General features: G+C 57.8%; 16 protein-coding genes. 11 read left to right on the forward strand and 5 right to left on the reverse strand.

Annotated elements, in window-relative coordinates:
• Nucleotides 1–7 precede the first annotated feature (7 nt).
• The 5 genes from ACR0J0_RS00155 to ACR0J0_RS00175 are packed head-to-tail and all read left to right on the forward strand — an operon-like array spanning nt 8 to nt 5,130.
• Nucleotides 8–952, forward strand: a complete 945-nt coding sequence (locus ACR0J0_RS00155) for a DUF58 domain-containing protein (RefSeq protein WP_480660297.1) — start codon at nt 8–10, stop codon at nt 950–952.
• The gene (locus ACR0J0_RS00160) at nt 952–1,425 is read left to right on the forward strand and encodes a DUF4381 domain-containing protein (RefSeq protein ID WP_480660299.1); all 474 of its coding nucleotides are present in this window, start codon (nt 952–954) and stop codon (nt 1,423–1,425) included. Before ACR0J0_RS00155 ends, ACR0J0_RS00160 begins: the two co-directional genes overlap by 1 nt.
• Nucleotides 1,425–2,408, forward strand: coding sequence for a VWA domain-containing protein (locus ACR0J0_RS00165; protein ID WP_480660301.1), 984 nt, complete (start codon nt 1,425–1,427; stop codon nt 2,406–2,408). Before ACR0J0_RS00160 ends, ACR0J0_RS00165 begins: the two co-directional genes overlap by 1 nt.
• On the forward strand, nt 2,405–3,910 hold the full coding sequence (locus ACR0J0_RS00170; RefSeq protein ID WP_480660303.1) for a VWA domain-containing protein: 1,506 nt from the start codon (nt 2,405–2,407) through the stop codon (nt 3,908–3,910). The genes ACR0J0_RS00165 and ACR0J0_RS00170 overlap by 4 nt, the downstream gene beginning before the upstream one ends.
• Entirely contained in the window at nt 3,907–5,130 is a 1,224-nt protein-coding gene (locus tag ACR0J0_RS00175) for a hypothetical protein (protein ID WP_480660305.1), read from the forward strand. Before ACR0J0_RS00170 ends, ACR0J0_RS00175 begins: the two co-directional genes overlap by 4 nt.
• 2 nt (nt 5,131–5,132) lie before the next feature.
• On the opposite strand, the gene ACR0J0_RS00180 is transcribed toward ACR0J0_RS00175, so the two are convergent.
• A complete protein-coding gene (locus ACR0J0_RS00180) occupies nt 5,133–5,813 on the reverse strand; it encodes a Crp/Fnr family transcriptional regulator (RefSeq protein WP_480660307.1) in 681 nt (226 codons plus the stop codon).
• A gap of 199 nt (nt 5,814–6,012) precedes the next feature.
• Between ACR0J0_RS00180 and ACR0J0_RS00185 the strand changes: the two genes are divergently transcribed.
• The 3 genes from ACR0J0_RS00185 (at nt 6,013) to cls (ending at nt 10,108) form a co-directional block, all read left to right on the forward strand.
• A complete protein-coding gene (locus ACR0J0_RS00185) occupies nt 6,013–7,623 on the forward strand; it encodes an arylsulfatase (protein ID WP_480660309.1) in 1,611 nt (536 codons plus the stop codon).
• A gap of 73 nt (nt 7,624–7,696) precedes the next feature.
• Nucleotides 7,697–8,671: an HAD family hydrolase gene (locus ACR0J0_RS00190; RefSeq protein WP_480660311.1), complete on the forward strand. Its 975-nt coding sequence runs from the start codon at nt 7,697–7,699 to the stop codon at nt 8,669–8,671.
• A 24-nt stretch (nt 8,672–8,695) separates the two neighbouring features.
• The gene (gene cls / locus ACR0J0_RS00195) at nt 8,696–10,108 is read left to right on the forward strand and encodes a cardiolipin synthase (protein ID WP_480660313.1); all 1,413 of its coding nucleotides are present in this window, start codon (nt 8,696–8,698) and stop codon (nt 10,106–10,108) included.
• Here cls and ACR0J0_RS00200 read toward each other — a convergent pair.
• Nucleotides 10,105–10,539, reverse strand: a complete 435-nt coding sequence (locus ACR0J0_RS00200) for an ion channel (RefSeq protein WP_480660314.1) — start codon at nt 10,537–10,539, stop codon at nt 10,105–10,107. The two genes, cls and ACR0J0_RS00200, sit on opposite strands and share 4 nt — an antisense overlap.
• Nucleotides 10,540–10,710: 171 nt before the next feature.
• Here ACR0J0_RS00200 and ACR0J0_RS00205 point away from each other — a divergent pair, with 171 nt between their 5' ends.
• From ACR0J0_RS00205 to ACR0J0_RS00215, 3 genes are read left to right on the forward strand one after another with little or no spacing between them, the layout of a single operon-like run.
• Entirely contained in the window at nt 10,711–11,358 is a 648-nt protein-coding gene (locus ACR0J0_RS00205) for an ABC transporter ATP-binding protein (RefSeq protein ID WP_480660316.1), read from the forward strand.
• Entirely contained in the window at nt 11,355–13,769 is a 2,415-nt protein-coding gene (locus tag ACR0J0_RS00210) for an ABC transporter permease (RefSeq protein ID WP_480660318.1), read from the forward strand. Before ACR0J0_RS00205 ends, ACR0J0_RS00210 begins: the two co-directional genes overlap by 4 nt.
• Complete coding sequence (locus ACR0J0_RS00215; protein WP_480660320.1) at nt 13,759–14,799, forward strand: lipocalin-like domain-containing protein; 1,041 nt, start codon at nt 13,759–13,761, stop codon at nt 14,797–14,799. The genes ACR0J0_RS00210 and ACR0J0_RS00215 overlap by 11 nt, the downstream gene beginning before the upstream one ends.
• A gap of 681 nt (nt 14,800–15,480) precedes the next feature.
• Here ACR0J0_RS00215 and ACR0J0_RS00220 read toward each other — a convergent pair.
• The 3 genes from ACR0J0_RS00220 to ACR0J0_RS00230 form a co-directional block, all read right to left on the reverse strand.
• Nucleotides 15,481–15,912 (reverse strand): universal stress protein, encoded by a 432-nt coding sequence (locus ACR0J0_RS00220; RefSeq protein WP_480660322.1) that lies wholly within the window; start codon nt 15,910–15,912, stop codon nt 15,481–15,483.
• Complete coding sequence (locus ACR0J0_RS00225; RefSeq protein ID WP_480660324.1) at nt 15,909–18,518, reverse strand: TRAP transporter permease; 2,610 nt, start codon at nt 18,516–18,518, stop codon at nt 15,909–15,911. The genes ACR0J0_RS00220 and ACR0J0_RS00225 overlap by 4 nt, the downstream gene beginning before the upstream one ends.
• A 100-nt stretch (nt 18,519–18,618) precedes the next feature.
• Entirely contained in the window at nt 18,619–19,587 is a 969-nt protein-coding gene (locus ACR0J0_RS00230) for a TAXI family TRAP transporter solute-binding subunit (protein WP_480660326.1), read from the reverse strand.
• Between the last annotated feature and the right edge of the window lie 45 nt (nt 19,588–19,632).

The raw sequence follows: 19,632 nt of genomic DNA on the forward strand, positions 1-19,632 counted from the left end.
ACACCGCGTGACCCAGACCGCCGCATATCCCGACGACCCGCGCATCCACGTTGATGCGAACCACCTGTTGCGGTTGGGTCCCAAGTCGCGCGCGCTTAGCCTCTTGCCCCGACAACCGGCCCGATCAATCTTGAACGGCCGACATGCCTCGCGCCTGCGCGGGCGCGGACTGAATTTCGAAGAACTGCGAAACTACCTACCCGGAGACGACATCCGCACAATCGACTGGAAAGTGACCGCTCGCACAGGAAAGCCCCACGTTAGGGTCTATACCGAAGAGCGCGACCGCCCGGCCCTGTTGCTGGTTGATCAACGGGTTTCGATGTTCTTCGGAACTCAGGTTTACATGAAATCGGTTATCGCGGCCGAGGCAGCGGCCACTGCGGCGCATCGCGTGCTTGGACAGGGCGACCGGGTCGGCGGGATCGTCTTTGGCGACACCGATCTGGCCGAACACCGTCCACAACGGCGACCAGCCGCCTTGACGCGCTTTCTGGCCTCTGTGGGGTCTTTGAATTCAAATCTTCACGCGTCGCTGCGTCCAGAACCGACGGTGACTTTGAATGATGTGCTGAAACAGGCCGCACGGATCGCGCATACCAATTCGCTGGTAAGTGTATTTTCGGATTTTGACGGGCTGAACGAGACTTCGGAAAAACTACTTCGCAGACTATCGGCGTCCAACGATCTTATCTTGTTCAATATTTCCGACCCGAGCTCTCGCGAGATAGCTCCGAACCTCAGAATGACCGTGTCCGACGGCGACCGCCAGATCGAGATCGACAGCTCGGACCCTGAATTGTCGCCTCGCATAAGCGCAGCGTTGAAGGACCGTTTAGCACAACTGCAAGTCTGGTCGCGCCGCTATGGCTTTCCGATCGTGCCTTTGACCACAGCGGAACCAACACTCGACCAACTCCTCAGGCTGTTCGGTCATCGCGGGGGCCGATGATGAGCGTTGATGTCGAAGGCAAATCGCTGGTTGAACTGCTGGACATGCTTGAACCCGCCCCGGCACCCGACCCGATTTCGATGATGCCGCAGACATGGGGCTGGGCTGGGCTTGCGCTTATCCTCACGGGATTGATCGTGCTTGGTGTAAACGCTGTTCTGCGCCACCGCCGGGCAAATGCCTACAGGCGCGAGGCGCTGGTAGAGCTGGCGGCCGCGGGCGACAGCGCCGCTAAAACGGCCGAGATTCTACGCCGCACCGCGCTGGTCGCCTTCCCGCGCAAGCAAGTTGCTTCGTTGCATGGTGATAAATGGGTGAACTTCCTTGATCAAACATCTGAAAAAACATCATTTCAGGAAAACACATGCCGCGCCCTTAGCGAGGCACCTTACAGAGAGGATTCGACTGACCCAAACCTGACAAAGCTTGCGCGGGACTGGATCAGAACCCACAAGCGAGAAAGGACTACGTAATGTTTTCCTTTGCAGCACCTTGGGTCGTTCTCCTGCTGCCGCTGCCCGTAATGGTGTACTGGTTCGCCCCTCCGCACCGAGAGAAAAGCAGCTCAATCCGCATCCCGTTCTTTCGCCACGTCGCGCAAGCTGCTGGGGTCGAGCCTAAATCCGGATCCGTCATCCTGAGCCGCGCAAAGCTGCAGACCGGAATCGTTGTACTGATCTGGCTTCTTCTGGTGACTGCAATGGCCCGCCCTGAAAAGCTGGGAGAGCCCGTGGTCATCGAAAAATCGGCCCGGGACGTTGTGCTCGCTTTGGACATATCCGGCTCGATGGATCAACGCGATTTCACGTCGTCAGACGGAACGCCCAAGCAGAGGCTGGCCGCCGTCAAGGATGTGCTGCGGAGTTTCATCGCTGAACGTCAGGGGGATCGCATGGCGCTGATCATCTTTGGCACCCGCGCGTTTGTACAAGCTCCGTTCACGGAAGATCTGAATAGTTTGACCGGGTTCCTGGATCAAACCGCAGTGGGTATGGCCGGGCCGAACACCGCTTTGGGGGATGCCATCGGATTGGGAATTCGCACCTTCGAGTCAAGCGAGGTCGATCAACGCCTGATGATCGTGCTCAGCGATGGCGCAGATACGTCCAGCCGTATGACGCCGGTCAACGCCTCAGCCATTGCCGCGGATAAGGGCGTCGTTATCTACACGGTGGGTGTCGGGGACCCGAACGCTTCGGGCGAGGATCGTGTCGACCTGGACGCTCTAAGGGAAATCGCGGATCGGACCGGGGGCGAGTACTTCTTTGCGGATGATGAGGACGCATTGACAGAGACGTATGAACGCATTGACCAGCTCAATCCCCGGGTCGTGGAAACACAAAGCTACCGCCCGCGCGAAAGCCTTGCACATTTTCCCCTTGTTCTGGCCTTGGTAGTGATGCTTGGCAGCATTGCCGGCCTGCATTTCGCGCAGCGGCGCAAAGGTGCCGCATGACCGAATTGTTGGCAGAATTTCACTTTATTCGCGCCTATTGGCTGCTTTTCCTCATTCCGATAGCCGCACTGTGGTGGTTGACGCGCCCTAAGCCACAATCGCGATCCCAACAATCCGCCGGCATCGCGCCGCATCTTGCCGCTGCACTTAGATTAGGGGCCGAAGACGAACGGCGCGTGTATCCGATCGATGTCGCGATGATTGCTGCAATCTTTACCACTTTGGCGGCGGCAGGACCGACATGGTCCCGTGCGCACAACCCGCTGGTCGCGGATACTGCGCCATTAGTGATCGCGCTAAAGGTCACGGACAGCATGGACGAGCCCGACCTTCCTCCTTCACGCCTCGAACGGGCAAAGTTCAAAGTTACCGACCTGATCAATGCCCGTGCGGGCGCACGCACCGCTTTGATTGCTTATGCCGGGACACCGCATCGCGTTGCGCCCTTGACCGAGGACGCCAATATCTTCCGCCCCCTGCTGGAAGGTCTCTCGCCAGCCGTCATGCCAAAACAAGGTGACGCCGCTGCGGACGCGCTGGCCATGGCTGACTCAATTTTGGGCGAAAGTGAAACGCCCGGGGCGGTCTTGTTTGTCTTGGATGACCTCGCCCCATCGCAACTGGCCGGTTTCGAAGACGCGACTACACCTCTTTTCTTCCTCACAATGCTGCCCGGAGATCAGCGCATCGCGCAATTGGATGGCCTAAAAAATGCGACGGTCGTGCCGTTTTCGGGCGATGATAGAGATATCAACAGGTTACAACGTCAAATTCAGTCCGCCTATTCAGCCGCAGTGGACGATGATGACCGCGTGGATTGGCAGGACCGAGGTTGGATTCTTGCGTGGCCTGCCGCACTTTTGTCGTTGCTGTGGTTTCGACGGGGTTGGGTCATCAGATGGGCTTTTCTGGCGCTGTTCTTCACGACCCCTTCGGGTCCTGCGTTGGCCGATGGATGGCGGGATTGGTTCCTGACCCCGGATCAGCAGGGACAAATCGCGATGAACCAGAAACGCTATGACGAGGCGGCTGACCTGTTCCAGGACCCCTATCACGAGGCGTATGCAAGGCTGAAAGAGGGACAGTATCCCGAAGCAGCAACAATCTTTGCGGAGCTTGATACGCCAGAGGCCGCATTTTCCGAGGGTATGGCCAGAATTCGAAATCGGGAGTATCGCCCCGCCATAACGGCCTTTGAGACAGCGCTGGAACGTCGCCCGGACTGGCCTGAAGCACAGCACAATCTGGAAGTTTCCAAAGCCGTCCTCGAATACGTCGAAACGACCCGCGAACAGTCGGACACAGGCGAAGAAGCGGGGATTGGCGCCGACGATACGGTCTTTGACAATGAGTCCGGCCGAGGAGAGAACACAACCGTTCAGGCCCCGACCGAAGGCGCGCAAACCATGTCGGCAGATCAGTGGATCAGCACCATTGACACGGACATGCAGGACTTTCTTCGCAACCGCTTCCTTCTGGAAAATCAGGAGCAGCAGCAATGAGGTACCTCCTTCTTCTCATGCTAATGCTGCCGGTGCCGCTGTTGGCACAAACAGAGATCCAACCTCAGGTCACTGCCGAAGCGCCGACCGAGCCGGTTACCGTCGGTCAGCCCGCAATTGTTCGGATAAAAGTTCTTGTCCCGACGTTCATGCCGTCTCCGCCGGTGTATCCTTCTCTGGAGAAAGAGAACCTGCTTGTGCGCCTGCCAGAACGCGCCTCGGGCCCGGTCAGTGAAACGGTGAACGGCGAGACCTGGACGGGTGTCCAGCGCAGCTATCGCTTGTACCCGCTTCAAGCGGGTCAAATCATGTTTGGCGCTCAGGATATCGTCGTCACCTTTGCAGATCCCGATACGAACGCGCCAACGCAGGTGAGCGTCCCCCTGCCCGAGATGACATTGAACGCAATCGTTCCTGATGGCGCCCGTGATCTGGACCCGCTGATCATCGCAACGGGTTTCGAGGTGGATCAGCAGATCGAAGGCTCGACCGAGATGGAAAACGGCGGGGCTGTCACGCGCCGTCTGACCGCCAATATATCAGGGACGACACCTTTCCTGATCCCCGAATTGATACCCGAAATTCAGGACCCTCTGTTGCGCGCCTATCCAAAGGAACCGCGTTTTGCGGAAAGCGAAGACCGGGGGATATTGTCCGGGCAGCGCGTGGATGAAATTACCTATCTCGCGCAGGACGGCGGCCAAACCGAACTGCCGCCCATTTCGGTTCGCTGGTACAATCTGGAAACCGATCAAGTAGAAACCATCGACATCGAACCGGTCGAGTTGACCCTAGCGCCACCCAAATGGCAGCCGCCAGACGCGGAAACCATTCTGACCGTTCTCGTTTGGATCGCCTTGCTGGTATTGGCATTCTGGGGCGGGCTGCGCTTCTTTGGTCCTCGCGTCAAAACGTGGAACCAAACACGGCAGCAAAAGTACCAGGCGTCCCCCGAGTTTGCGTTGAATGCTTTAAAGATCGCGCTTCAAGAACGAGATTTTTCAAGCACTTACGCGGCATTGGAAATGTGGAAAGCACGGAGTGCGTTCCCCGAAATGGCTTTCGGCCTCGAGAGAAGACTGGCCAAGATAGGGGCCGCGATATACTCGACAAACAAGGGGGATGCAGGTGCAGATTGGTCAGCTGCGATTTCCGAACTCAAGGTCCTGGCGCAAACACATCGCCACCAGTCAGATCCGCTTCCACCGCTCAACCCGTAGCATCAGCACTGACAGCTGGAGATCAATTGCCGTCTGTCTATAAGACGAACCCGGCCGTAACCAAGCTCGATCAAACCCAGATCCGCAAGGCGGTGCAGATTCCGGTGCAGTGTCGGCTGAGATACGGCGACCATCGCTGCCAGCTCTTCCTGTGAGACAACAATCCACCCATCAGACTTCGATGCCCCCTCGTCCAGATGCAGAAGGCGCAGCACCAACCGTTTTTCTGTGCCCGTTACCGCAAGGTTGGCCATGATGCGCAAAGCGGTCTGCATGTTCTCGTGCGACAACGCGTAAAAGTCGCGGACGTAATCGGGATTATCGCGCACCAACCTGTCGAGGCGCGAAGACGGAAAGAACAAAGCGCGCGTGTGCTGCGTTGCGAAGACACTCACCAGCCTTAGCGCCTCGGCAAACAGCGCAAGATCACCGATCCAGAACCCGCCGCCCTGGCGGTGAACCACGAATTCCTGACCATCATCCGCCGGCGCCATGACCTGAACGGCACCTTCCAAAACCGCATAGACTCCATTGGCCGGGTCCCCGATGTGATAAAGAGGCTCGCCGGTCTCAAACGACTTGGTAATCCCACAAGCGAGGAGGTCCGATTGAAAACGAGCACCGCGCGACCCGAACCACCCCGACGCCAACAACTGTTTCCTGTCATTGGGATTATCAAACATTAGTATTCTTCGATCTCATCATATGATAGGTTTCCGGTCATTATCATAGCTTAAGGTATAGCTATTCGATTCTCGACTTAATCCTAGATTTTCCGTTCGAGAATCAACACCTTGTTGGCGGACCTAATACGAACTTGGGCGCCTTCAATTACTTTTTTATCAACGGGTCATTAAGACTCGGTCAGTTCTGGAGCACACTATGTCACCACCTCGATCGATCGCAGAAAATTGGCGCAGCAAACTGCGCGTGTTCGCTGTAGCTTCCGTTGCCGTTGCATTGGCCCTGCCTGCATGGGCACAGGATCAAAAGCCCAATATACTGGTAATCTGGGGCGACGATATCGGGCAGTCCAACATCTCGGCCTACACGATGGGCCTGATGGGATATCAGACTCCGAATATCGACCGGGTCGCGAAAGAGGGCATGATCTTCACCGACTATTACGGCGAACAGTCCTGCACCGCCGGTCGCTCTTCTTACATCATGGGCCAGTCGGTATTCCGCACCGGTCTGTCCAAGGTCGGCCTTCCGGGTGCAGATCTGGGCATGCAGGTCGAGGACCCGACCATTGCCGGCCTGTTGAAAGACCACGGCTATGTCACCGGTCAGTTCGGCAAGAACCACCTTGGCGACAAGGATGAGCACCTTCCGACAAACCACGGTTTTGACGAGTTTTTTGGCAACCTCTACCACCTCAACGCGGAAGAAGAGCCCGAAAACGAGGATTACCCCGGCGACGCGGTTCTGGCGGATGGCCGCACGTTCCGCGAAGCGTATGGACCGCGTGGCGTGATCAAGTCCAAGTCGGACGGCACCATCGAAGATACCGGCCCACTGACCAGAAAACGTATGGAAACGGTTGACGAAGAAACCGTCGCGGCCGCGGTTGACTTCATCAAGCGTGCCCACGAGCAGGGCCAGCCCTTCTACGTCTGGTGGAACGGCACGCGTATGCACTTCCGCACCCACGTCAAAGACGAGATGCGCGCGCAAGCGAATGAAATCGTAGGCGGCGTTGCGGACGAGTACACCGCTGGCATGATCGAACACGATATGCATGTCGGGCAATTGCTGGACCTGTTGGATGAACTCGGCATCGCTGACAACACCATCGTGCATTACTCGACCGACAATGGTCCGCATATGAACACGTGGCCGGATGCAGCGGCAACGCCGTTCTGGGGTGAGAAGAACACCAACTGGGAAGGCGGATGGCGCGTGCCTTCAATGGTTCGTTGGCCCGGACAGATCGAAGCCGGCTCGGTCACAAACGAGATCGTGCACCACATGGACTGGCTACCGACCTATCTGGCGGTTGCAGGTGATCCCGACATCAAGGAAAAGCTGAAAGCTGGGTATAGCTCGTCCGGCATGGGCCGTGACTACAAGGTGCATCTGGATGGCTACAACATCCTGCCCCTTTTGACCGGCGAGACGACTGAAAGCCCCCGCGCCGAGATATTCTATTTCTCGGATGACGGTGACCTGACGGCGTTGCGCTATGACGACTGGAAGCTGATCTTCCTTGAGCAGAAAGCATGGGCAACGCTGCGTGCGTGGATCGAACCCTGGACCGAGCTGCGAATTCCGCTGATCGTGAACCTGCGTCGCGACCCGTATGAGCGCGCGTATCGTACATCCAACACCTACTATGACTGGCTTCTGGATCGGGCTTACTTCCTGGTTCCGGCCCAGCAATACGTGGGTAACTTCCTTGCAACCTTCCAGGAATTCCCGCCGCGCCAGAAAGCGGCAAGCTTCAACCTGGATCAGGTCATGGAAAAACTAACAACGCCGACCAACAACTAAGTCGAGCGAAGAAAATCTCGGGGCCGCCACATAAAGGGCGGCCCTTTTCACATTGAAATTTAATGAGAAGTTCATGCGACATTTTGTTCTAAGCGCCCTGCTGTCCTGCGCCCCGTTGACCTTGCTTGCGGACCCGCTGCCCAGCTGGAATGCAACTGAAAGCAAACAGCGGATCATCGAGTTTGTCGCCGCCGTCACTGATCCGGACAAACCGGAATACGTCACACCCGCCGAACGAATTGCCGTGTTCGACAATGACGGAACCCTATGGGCGGAACAGCCGGTCTATTTTCAGCTGTTCTTTGCCATGGATCGTCTTGCCAAATTGGCCGAAGCCGACCCATCGATCCTGTCCACGCCCACCTTACAGGCCGCCGCGAACGGAGATATTAAAGCCGTTCTGGAAGGCGGCCATGACGGTTTGATCGAGGTGATAAATGCCTCGCACTCCGGCGTCTCGGTGGATGAGTTTCAAGACGCGGTTGCCGAATGGCTGGACACCGCCCGGCACCCGGACACGGACCTGCCCTATGATCAGATGACCTATCAGCCGATGGTCGAGCTTTTGCGGTATCTACGCGATGAGGGATTCAAGACCTACATCGTTTCCGGCGGCGGTCTGCACTTCATGCGCGTCTTTGCCGAAGAAGCCTATGGCATCCCGCCTGAACAGGTATTGGGTACCTATACCGACACGACCTATGACAGCGCCGAAGGTGCGCCGGTCATCACCAAGGCCCCCAGCATCGCATTTGTTGATGACAAGGAAGGCAAACCGATCAACATCGAGCGCACAATCGGCAGACGCCCGATATTGGCCGGCGGAAACTCGGACGGCGATTTCGCCATGCTGGAGTGGACCATTGCGGGCGATGGACCAAGGCTTGGCGTACTTGTTCACCACACGGATGCAGAACGCGAATGGGCCTACGACCGCGAAAGCCCGATCGGGACTCTGGTCGATGGGTTGGATAAAGGGCCGGACATGGGCTGGGTGATCGTAGATATGGCGCAGGACTGGTCGCGCATCTACACTGGGGCGAACTGAACCGTAACGGAGCCCGATAACCCCATGTGGACACTGCTTGTTTCCGTCTTTCTGTTCGCGCTGTATGTCACGGCAGTTGTCTTCGCGGTTCGGGCGGCCCAGACCGCGCGCACGCCTCAGGGTGCGGTCGGTTGGGTGGTTTTTCTGATTTCTGCGCCGATGTTAGGCGTACCGCTCTACCTGTTTCTGGGGCACCACCGCTTTAGCGGGTACCGTATCGCGCGCAAGGAAAGTCAGCGCGTGGTCGAAGGGATCAAAACCTTTGCCGACTACTCAAGGCCGGACCCAGAGAAGATGCTCATCAACCCCCGACCATTCGAGGCTCTGGCGCATTTGCCCGTGTCGCGTGGCAACGGTGCGGAACTGCTGGTTGATGGGCAGGCGACCTTCGACTCGATATTCCAAGCTATCGATGCGGCGAAGTCTTACGTCCTGATCCAGTTCTACATCGTGCGCGCCGACGAGTTGGGCCAAAAACTCAAAGCCAGGCTGATCGCCGCAGCAAAGCGCGGTGTCAGCGTCCGGTTCATGATGGACGGTGTCGGAAGCTATTCGCTGCCTTCGGACTACATTGAGGAAATGCGCCAGGCCGGAGTTACGATTGCAGATCCGCGCGAACAACGCGGGCCAAAGTTCCGTTTTCAATTGAATTACCGCAACCATCGCAAGTCGGTGATTATCGACGGCGAAACAGGTTTTATCGGTGGGCACAACGTCGGGGTCGAGTATCTTGGGAAGGATCCGCATTTTGGCCACTGGCGCGACACGCATATCAAGATGACTGGCCATATCGTCCGGCAGTTGCAACTGATCTTCATCGAAGACTGGCACTGGGCCCACGAAGAAGACCTGATCGATCAGCTGGACTGGGCCGGATCCGAGGCAGGTCAGGACATGAACGCCCTGCTGGTTGCGACCGGGCCGGGTGATGAAAACGAAACCGGGGCGCTGATGTTCTTCGCCGCAATCACCGAGGCTCAGAATCGGATTTGGATCGCGTCGCCCTACTTCGTGCCTGACATCGACATCATGACCGCCCTGAAGCACGCGGCGTTGCGGGGCGTCGATGTGCGCATCCTCGTGCCCGACTCCATTGATCACCGCCTGCCCTGGCTGGCGGCCTTTGCCTATTTCGACGAAATTCGCGAATGCGGTGCCAAGGTGTTTCGGTACAAAGATGGTTTCATGCACCAAAAGGTGTTTGTGGTCGATGACGCCTTGGCTGCAGTCGGAACGACCAATCTGGACAATCGGTCATTCCGGCTGAACTTTGAGGCCATGGCCCTTTTCTTTGATACCAGAGCAGCCGAGGCCGTTGACGCAATGCTTCAAGTGGATTTCGAGAAATGCTATGAGCTGACGCGCACCTTGGGTCAGCAACCTGCCCCAATTCGCCTTGGCGCGCCGCTTGCCCGATTGTTCGCGCCGATCCTTTAGGCGATGAACCGTTCCTGAAACACGCGTGTCATCAGGGCGACCATGTAAGCGGTCGACAGTCCAAACGCCAACAGGCCAGTAACTGCGGCAAACGTTCCGAAAATACGCAGGTCTTCACCCAGAACGATATCGCCGTAACCAAGCGTCGTGAACGACACGAGCGAGAAATACAGCGCCGTGTTCCAATCGGGCAGGACGCTGCCGAACACCCAGACAATCGCCCAGATCCAGACCTGAATGGTATGGGTCGCAACAATAAAGGCCAGGGCGATGGCGATCGGACCAGCGGTTGCAAGAATGACGCCTTTCTTTTCCCATCGCTCGACAAACCTGTTGATAGCCAAAGTGCACATTGTCAGCAGGATGATTTCGACCAGAAAGCAAAGTCCAAGAAAGGTGCTTCCCCAAAGAATCTGCTGCGACAAGGTCATGTTTTTCCATCCTGAATTGCGCCGACGGCCAACCGGTCCACAATGACCTGCGAGCACCAGTGAAACAACCCGCGCCGCGCCGATCCTTAGTGCGGCGAAAGGAACCGATGGTGCGTCACCTCTGGACAGTTGGCGAAACTGTTGCAAATCCTTGTGAAAATGGGGACGCACATGCTTCTGAAATTCGATCAGGTTCAGAAATCCTATCCCGGTGGTCGCCCGGTCCTGCGGAATGTGTCGCTGTCTCTGGATCGCGGGCAGACGCTAGCCCTGACCGGCGAAAGTGGCAGCGGCAAGAGTACGCTGCTGAACCTTGCGGCCGCGCTCGACACAGCAGATGGCGGAGAAATCACGTTGGATGGTACTGCCCTGTCGAATCTGGATGACTCGGGACGCGCAGCCCTGCGCCGCACGTCTTTGTCTTTGGTATTTCAGCAGTTTAACCTGATCCCTTCACTCACGACCGGACAGAACCTGTCTTTTCATGCCCGTTTGGCGGGGTGTCATGATCCGGATTGGTGTGCCCACTTGGCTGATCGGTTGGGCTTGTCGGATTTGCTGGACCGATACCCGGAGAACCTGTCGGGCGGGCAGCAGCAGCGCGTCGCCATCGGGCGCGCCATGGCCGCACGACCTAAACTTCTGCTGGCGGATGAGCCTACGGGAAACCTCGACGAAACCGCCAGTGCTACCGTGCTTGACCTGATGCTTGCTCTGGTCGCAGACACCGGCGCAGCGCTGCTTTTGGTCACCCATTCGCAAGGGATCGCGGCGCGACTGGATCGGCGGGCGCATCTGAACGGCGGGCGTATCGAATGACACTGACCGTCATACAGGCGCTGGCCTCGCACTGGCGTGCACACCGTCTGCAACTGGCGACCTTGCTCATTGGGCTCGCTTTGGCGACTGGGTTATGGTCCGCCGTTCAGGCCATCAACGCCGAGGCACGTGCGAGCTATGACCGCGCCGCTGATCAGTTGGCCCTTGGTCAGTATGACGAGCTTCATGACCCGACCCGCCCGATCCCTCTCTCGCGTTACGTCGACCTACGGCGTGCCGGATGGCAGGTCGCAGCCGTACTGGACGGACATCTTCGCATCGACGGGCGAGCGCTGCGCGTTCTTGGGGTGGACATGGTCGCCTACCCAACCCTGCCCGCTGTCACGCAGATGGAGCAAAACGGAACACCGCCCGACCCCGCCGACATACTGACTGCGCCCGGTCGGTTGTTGGCAAGGCCAGAATTGGAGCCGCTGCTGGTCGGGCAGGCGTCTTTTCCACCGGTGGTGACAAGTGATGCGCTGCCGCCGGACCTTATTCTGACAGATATCGGCGTCGCGGAAACTCTTCTGGACCGGCGCGGGGAAATTTCCCGCCTCATTGTTCTGCCGGAACAACCGGGCAATGTGGCGCCGCTCGCGGAAATTGCGCCTGAGCTGGAGCGGACAGCGGCTGCGTCGCAGCTGGAAACCGCTCAGTTGACAGACAGCTTTCATCTAAACCTGTCGGCCTTTGGTCTTCTGTCTTTTGCAGTCGGGTTGTTCATCGTGCACGGCACCGTGGGGCTGGCCTTTGCACAGCGACGGGCAATGATCCGGACGCTGCGGGCCTTGGGGGTTTCGGTGCGACGCCTTGTCTGGCTGATCATGGCCGAGTTGTCGGTGTTGGCGATCATCGGTGGCACACTTGGCCTGCTGCTGGGCTTCTTCCTTGCAGGCGCTTTGCTGCCAGACGTCGCGGCGACCTTGCGGGGTCTGTACGGTGCGCCGGTCAGCGGGCAGATAACTTTGCAACCGCAATGGGTTCTGACCGGTCTCGCGATGGCTTTGGGAGGCACTTTTCTGGCCAGCGGACACGCATTGTTCCGACTGTCACGCATGCCAATTCTCAGCGGAGCGGGTTTGCAGGCTTGGCGCAGTGCCGCCTCTGGCAATTGGGTGACAGCCCTCGCGGGATTGGCTGCCATTGTTGGCGGGATTGCCACCCTACTTGCTCTTGGAGGATTGATTGCAGGCTTCGCAATGGTGGCCGGGCTGCTGATCGGGTCGGCGCTTGTTTTGCCCTTTATCCTGTCGCGCATTTTGATCGTGCTCCAACGCGCTGCACGGGGGCCGGTCGCCCAGTGGGTATGGTCAGACATGCGCGCGCAACTGCCGGGTCTGTCTCTGGCACTGATGGCGCTTTTGCTGGCGTTGGCCGCGAATATCGGCGTGGGGACAATGGTGTCCAGTTTTCGGCTTACCTTTGTCGGCTGGCTGGATCAGCGCCTGACATCCGAGCTGTATGTGACCGCTGCCGACGATCAACAGGGTCAACTCATCTCGGACTGGCTGACCCCTCAGGTCGACGCTGTGCTGCCGATCCGCAGTGTTGAACTGGCGCATCCAACAGGGCCATTGTTCCTTTATGGTGTTATTGACGATCAGACCTATCGGGAAAAATGGCCTCTGATTTCGTCATCGCCCGGTGTTTGGGATCGCGTCATAGACGGGTCCGCCGTGCTGATCAACGAACAGCTTGCCCGCCGAGAAAACCTGTGGCCCGAAGACGTGCTGGCGATTACTCCAACCACCTCTATGACTATCGCGGGTGTCTATTCCGATTATGGCAACCCAACCGGTCAGGCCATCGTTTCAATGTCTCAATTCGACCAGATCGCACCCGGGGCCGAGACGCGCCGGTTTGGCGTTCGTATCGCACCCGAGCGGGCCACGGATCTGGCGCAAGACCTGCGAGACCAATTCGACCTGCCGCGCCGCGCGGTCGTGCAACAGGCCGCGATGAAGGCACAATCCATGGACGTTTTCGAAAAGACATTCGTGGTGACGTCAGCGCTGAACATACTCACGCTGGGGGTCGCAGGGTTCGCCATTCTGACCAGCTTGTTGACCTTGTGGACGCAGCGCCTGCCGCAGATTGCTCCGGTCTGGGCGCTGGGGCTGACACGTGCCAAGCTGGCCCGGCTCGAGCTGTTGCGCAGCGTACTGCTGGCCGCTCTGACGGCCATCTTTGCGCTGCCGTTGGGGTTGGTCCTGGCCTGGGCTTTGTTGGCCGTCATCAATGTCGAGGCGTTTGGCTGGCAATTGCCGATGTACCTTTTCCCGGCGGATTGGGTGTACCTATTGCTGTTGACGCTGTGTGCAGCCGTTATCGCAGCGGCCTTGCCCGCAATCCGATTGTTGCGTCTGCCCCCTGCGGACCTGCTGAGGGTGTTTGCCAATGAGCGTTAGGATTTGCTTGATATTTCTGATCCTGACCCTGCCTGGCTTTGTCCGCGCGCAAGGTTATGCAGGGCTTGGCGGTTCCGCCGAAGGTTTCACGGTGCCTCAGCCCGGCTACCAGTTTCAATTCCCGCAGGATCATGGCCCCCACCCGTCTTATCGGATTGAGTGGTGGTATCTGACGGCGAACCTTAAGGGTGAGGACAGGCGCGACTATGGAATTCAGTGGACGTTGTTCCGGTCGGCGCTGAAACCGACTGAGGCTGAGGGTTGGCAAAGCCCACAACTCTGGCTAGGCCATTCCGCCGTAACCACACCCGACACGCATTACTTCGCCGAGCGTCTGTCGCGCGGCGGTATTGGTCAGGCGGGCGTTACCGCCGACCCGTTTGAAGCCTGGATCGACGAATGGCATATGCGCGGCCCGGACTTAGAAACCCTAAGCCTGTCAGCAAATGGGGCGGACTTTGGGTACGATCTGACACTTGAAGCCAAGGGACCGCTCGTTTTTCACGGCGAGGACGGATATTCGGTCAAATCTGCCGATGGACAGGCCAGCTATTACTATTCTCAACCGTTTTATGACGTCGAAGGTACCTTGCACTTGCCGGGTGGAGATGTCGCCGTAACAGGAAATGGCTGGCTGGACCGGGAGTGGTCCTCACAACCTTTGGCAGCGGATCAAAGCGGATGGGACTGGTTCTCACTCAGTCTCGACGACGGCAACAAGATGATGGCCTTTCGCCTGCGTGGGGACCGTGGCGACTTCACCGCGGCCACATGGATCGGGCCGGACGGCAATACCACGGCAATACCTGATGGCTCCGTCGCGTTTGAGCCACTGACAACCGCCCGGGTCGCCGGGCGAGATGTTCCCGTTCAATGGCGCGTTACGCTGCCCGATCGTGATCTGGATGTCGAGGTTTCCGCTCTGACGCCCGACGCCTGGATGGCGACACGGTTCGAATACTGGGAAGGTCCTGTTCAAATCACCGGCAGCCATTCCGGGCGCGGGTATCTTGAGATGACCGGGTACTAGACCCCAGTCTGTATGCCGTCACATGACAACGGCGACGCTTTTCCAACGTATCCAAGGTGCAAGGATGAGTATTCGCGCCAAGTCTGCTTTGCACTCAATGAAACAATGGCCTTTCCCCAGTCAAGGTCATACGTTGCTCATGAATTTCCAATCGCAGAAGAATTTGAATGATCAAATACAGCCTTTTGTCTCAGTTACCCGGTGGCAATTCTGTAATTGAGTGGTTTGGTCGTACCCCGAACTTTCATGATGCAGAAATAGTTAACCTTGACCTCAGGCAGTCTAAGACCAGTTCCATGGGCCTGCACTTGTGAAACACTACGGATTCCATTGACGACAACGGGCGTTTGCTAACTGACAAGCACGCCCTTGTGAAAATCGCTTTCGAAAAGGTGGACAAAATCGAATTGTCAGATTTTGACTTTGAACACATCGGTATCGTTTATTCTCTCGAGATTTTAGGGTCACCTGCGTCAACGGAGGTCAAATGGACAAGTTCTGTCGGGGTTGAAGGCAGAATCACGGGAAGCGGAGTGTCCGTCTCCGTTTCTTCGTACCGAACCAAGAACACTTAGTCGCAAAGTTGTTCCTGGCACCTATCCTTTGATCAGAACTGACCGCGGCTAAGACGATAATGCGACCGAGGCGAACACCCAATGCGCTCGCCTTGATGGAACTCCGCTATCGCACCACGTAAACCGAGACGTTCGAATGCCGCACGACCCGCGCGGCGTTCGGGCCCAGCAGATAGTCCTTGAAATCGGGTTTGTGCGCCCCGATCACAATCAGATCGCTGCCCGCGCTTTCGGCGGTTTTCAGGATTTCCTGATAGGCTGTACCGGTCGCGACCACATGGCGGATCTTCTCATTCCTATCCGCCCCAAGGGCCGAGATGCACATCTCGGCCAGTTTGGTATGGGCCTCTTCCATCGCCTTGTCGTGAAAATCGCTTTCGAAGAAGCCGGAAACCCAACTTTCCCCAAAGTCCGGAAGGACAGTGACAACATCCAGCTGTGCGTTCTCTTGATCGGCCAGAGCAGCAGCTTTTTTCAGCACGTGCGTATCAAGATCGCCGTTGCTGATGTCGATGGCACAAAGAACAGCGTTTGTCATGCGGGCACCTCTTGTCTGGCGGCTCGGCCGCGCTGAAGGAAAGCGATCAGGCCCAGCAGAAGAAGGGCCGGAATATAGATCAGTTGTTTCGGAGGCTGGCTGGACGGCAAGCTGACCGAGGTCAGACGCACGGCCTCATCCCCGTAATAATCGAAGATGTCCAGATCGTCGGCGACCGGGGACCCGAACATCGGCTCTTCCAGTTTCATCAGACCGTCTTCTTCGATCAGCAGAAGGCCCATAGCGTCAACGCGTGCCTGACCACCCTCTTCGCTTCCAACAGGCACAACCACGGTTGTATCCGTCATTTCCAGCGTATCGAAGTCCGGCCCGCTGATAACCATTCGAACTTCAGTTCCCGGAGGTGTGTTTCCGATGGTTTCCACGAATGCCGACGGCTCGACCGAGGTAAATGGCGGTGAGATGCGGTTCATGAAAAAGTCGGGCCTGAACAGCGCGAAGGCCACCAGGATCAGTGCAATGCTTTCATAGATGCGGCTGCGGGTCAGGAAGTACCCCATAGTACCTGCGGTGAAGACGAGGATGGCTATCGTCGCGAATATCGCCACCGTTATCCCCTCGATCCAGGTCACATCGATCAGCAGCAGGTCCGTGTTGAAGATGAACACAAACGGCAGCGCCACGGTCCGCAGGCTGTAGAAGAAGGCCGTGAAGCCAGTTTTGATGGCATCGCCCCCCGACACGGCGGCAGCCGCAAAGCTAGCCAGACCAACCGGTGGCGTTACGTCCGCCATGATCCCGAAGTAGAACACAAACAGGTGCACCGCGATCAGCGGAACGATCAGGCCGCTTTGTGCGCCAAGTTCCACGACCACGCCAGCCATCAGCGAGCTGACCACGATGTAGTTCGCCGTGGTCGGCAGACCCATGCCAAGGATCAGGCTGAGCAGGCCGACCATCACCAGCATCAGGATCAGATTGCCACCCGACAGGAACTCGACCAGATCGGCCATCACCTGCCCGACCCCGGTCAGGGTCACGGTGCCCACGATCACGCCTGCAGTTGCCGTGGCAAGTGCGATACCGATCATGTTCCGCGCACCATCGATCATGCCCTGCCAAAGGTCAGCGACACCGTCGATGAACGTGTTGTACACATTGCTTTGCCCACGGAAGATCGCCTTGAGAGGCTTCTGCGTCAGCAAGATCACAAACAGCAGCGCCGTCGCCCAGAAGGCCGACAGGCCCGGCGACTTCTGTTCGATCATCAGGAAGTAGACCAGTACGATGATCGGCAACAGATAGTGCAGACCGGCTTTGTAGATGTCCGCGATGACCGGCAGGGTGACTTCTTTGGCGTTCGGATCATCCGGCTCCAGGTCCGGCACGGTGGCCGCCAGCTTCAGCAGCACCACGTAGACGGCGCAAACAATCAGGCTAAGGACAAGACCCGCCATCGACGGCACCCAATTGGTCACCGCTTCCACCGGGAATTGCGAGCCATAGCAGAGGCCGGCAAAAATCAGGAAGAAGGACAGCATCCCAACCACGGTGCGTGCCAGATGCACGTCGCGGTCGCCCAACGTGGGCATGTTCCGCTTCACCGCTTCAAGGTGCACGATGTAGACCAGCGCGATGTAAGAAATCGCGGCGGGCAGGAAGGCGTGGGTGATGACCTCGACGTACGAGATGCCGACATATTCCACCATCAGGAAAGCCGCAGCACCCATCACTGGGGGCATGATCTGGCCATTCACGGAGCTGGCAACCTCGACCGAGCCCGCCTGTTCACTGCTGAACCCGACGCGCTTCATCAGTGGAATAGTGAATGTCCCGGTGGTCACAACGTTGGCGATGGAAGAACCCGAAATCAGGCCGGTCGCCGCCGAGCCCACAACGGCTGCTTTGGCAGGACCACCGCGCAGGTGGCCAAGAGCGCCAAACGCCATTTTGATAAAGTAGTTCCCTGCCCCGGCCTTATCGAGCAGCGCGCCGAACAGCACGAACAGGAACACGAATTTGGTGGAAACACCCAAGGCGATTCCGAAGACGCCCTCGGACGTGATCCACATGTGGCTCATCGCCTTTTTCAGACTTGCGCCCTTCCAGCGGATAACTTCGGGCACCCACTCTGAGGACCCAAAGAAAACGTAGGCAAGGAAAATCGTCGCGATAATCGCCATTGCCGGGCCAAGCGCGCGACGCGCGGCCTCAAACAGCAACAGCAGACCGACCAGTGCGACCCACTTGTCGGTATCATCCGCAAGACCACCTGCGTCGACGATCTTGTTGTAGAAGAAATACCCGTAAAGGGCGACAAAAGTACCCAGCAGGCCCATGATCCAGTCCTGAATCGGGATGTAATCGCGCGGGCTGGATTTCAGCGCTGGATAGGCCGCAAAGGCCAGGAACATCGCAAAGGCCAGGTGAAACTGCCGCGCGTTGTTCACAACACTACCCGGCAGGACGTAATTCGCCAGCGGCGAGGCCAGAACGACCTGAAAGATCGACCAGATCGCGGCCACAACGGCTAGAAAAACTCCGACATTACCGACCGGATTACGCCCGCCCGCATCGGACGAGGCTACAAGATCCTGCAGCTCTTCTTCGGATAGCGGTTGGTTGGATTGTGTGTCGGAACTCATGAAATGTCTCCCCGTCGCGGCCATTTTGGCCTTCTGAACCACCCGATTTGTTCGGGTTTGGGTGGCAGGGCGCCGTTAGGCACCCTGCATTAGGTCTGGTTTACTGAATCCAGCCTTTTTCTTTGTAGTACTTCTCGGCGCCCGGATGCAGCGGAGCCGACAGGCCGTCTGCGATCATCTCTTCGGGCTTGAGGTTGGCGAAGGCCGGGTGCAGCTTTTTGAAGTCGTCGAAGTTTTCGAAGACCGAGCTGACAACCGCATAAACCGCGTCATCCGACACGTCTGCCGAAGTCACGAAGGTCGCGCCAACACCAAAGGTCGCGGTGTCGCCATCCGAACCACGGTACATGCCACCGGGGATGGTTGCGGTACGGTAGAACGAGTTGTCGTTGACCAGCTTGTCAACTGCGTCGCCGCTGACATTTACCAGAACCGAGTCACACGCAGTCGTGGCTTCCTGGATCGAACCTGACGGGTGACCAACGGTGTATACCATCGCGTCGATCTGGTTGTCGCAGAGGGCTGCAGACTGTTCAGCCGCCTTCAGCTCGGTCGCCAGTTCGAAATCGTCGGTGGTCCAGCCCATTTCGCCCAGCAGGACTTCCATTGTGCCGCGCTGACCGGAACCGGGGTTGCCGATGTTGACGCGCTTGCCCTTCAGGTCCTCGAAGTTGGCAATGCCGGAATCAGCACGGGCCACAACGGTGAACGGTTCGGGGTGCACCGAGAATACCGCGCGCAGACCTTCGAACGGGCCAGCCTCTTCGAATTTCGAGCTGCCGTTAAACGCGTGGTACTGCCAGTCGGACTGAGCAACACCAAACTCCAGCTCACCTTCGCGGATGGTGTTGATGTTGTAAACCGAACCACCTGTTGACTCGACCGAGCAACGCACACCGTGCTCTTTACGGCCCTTGTTCACCAGACGGCAGATCGCACCACCAGTGGGATAGTAAACGCCGGTCACGCCGCCGGTACCGATAGTGATGAATTCTTCTGCATAAGCGGCCGGAGCCATAAGAGCAGCGGTAACGACCGCACCCAGGCTAAGCTTGCTGCTGTTTTTCATTTTTGAGAACTCCCAACTCTTATTGTGGATGGGAAACCGATCAGC

This window comes from Ruegeria sp. BF12, from assembly GCF_056538705.1.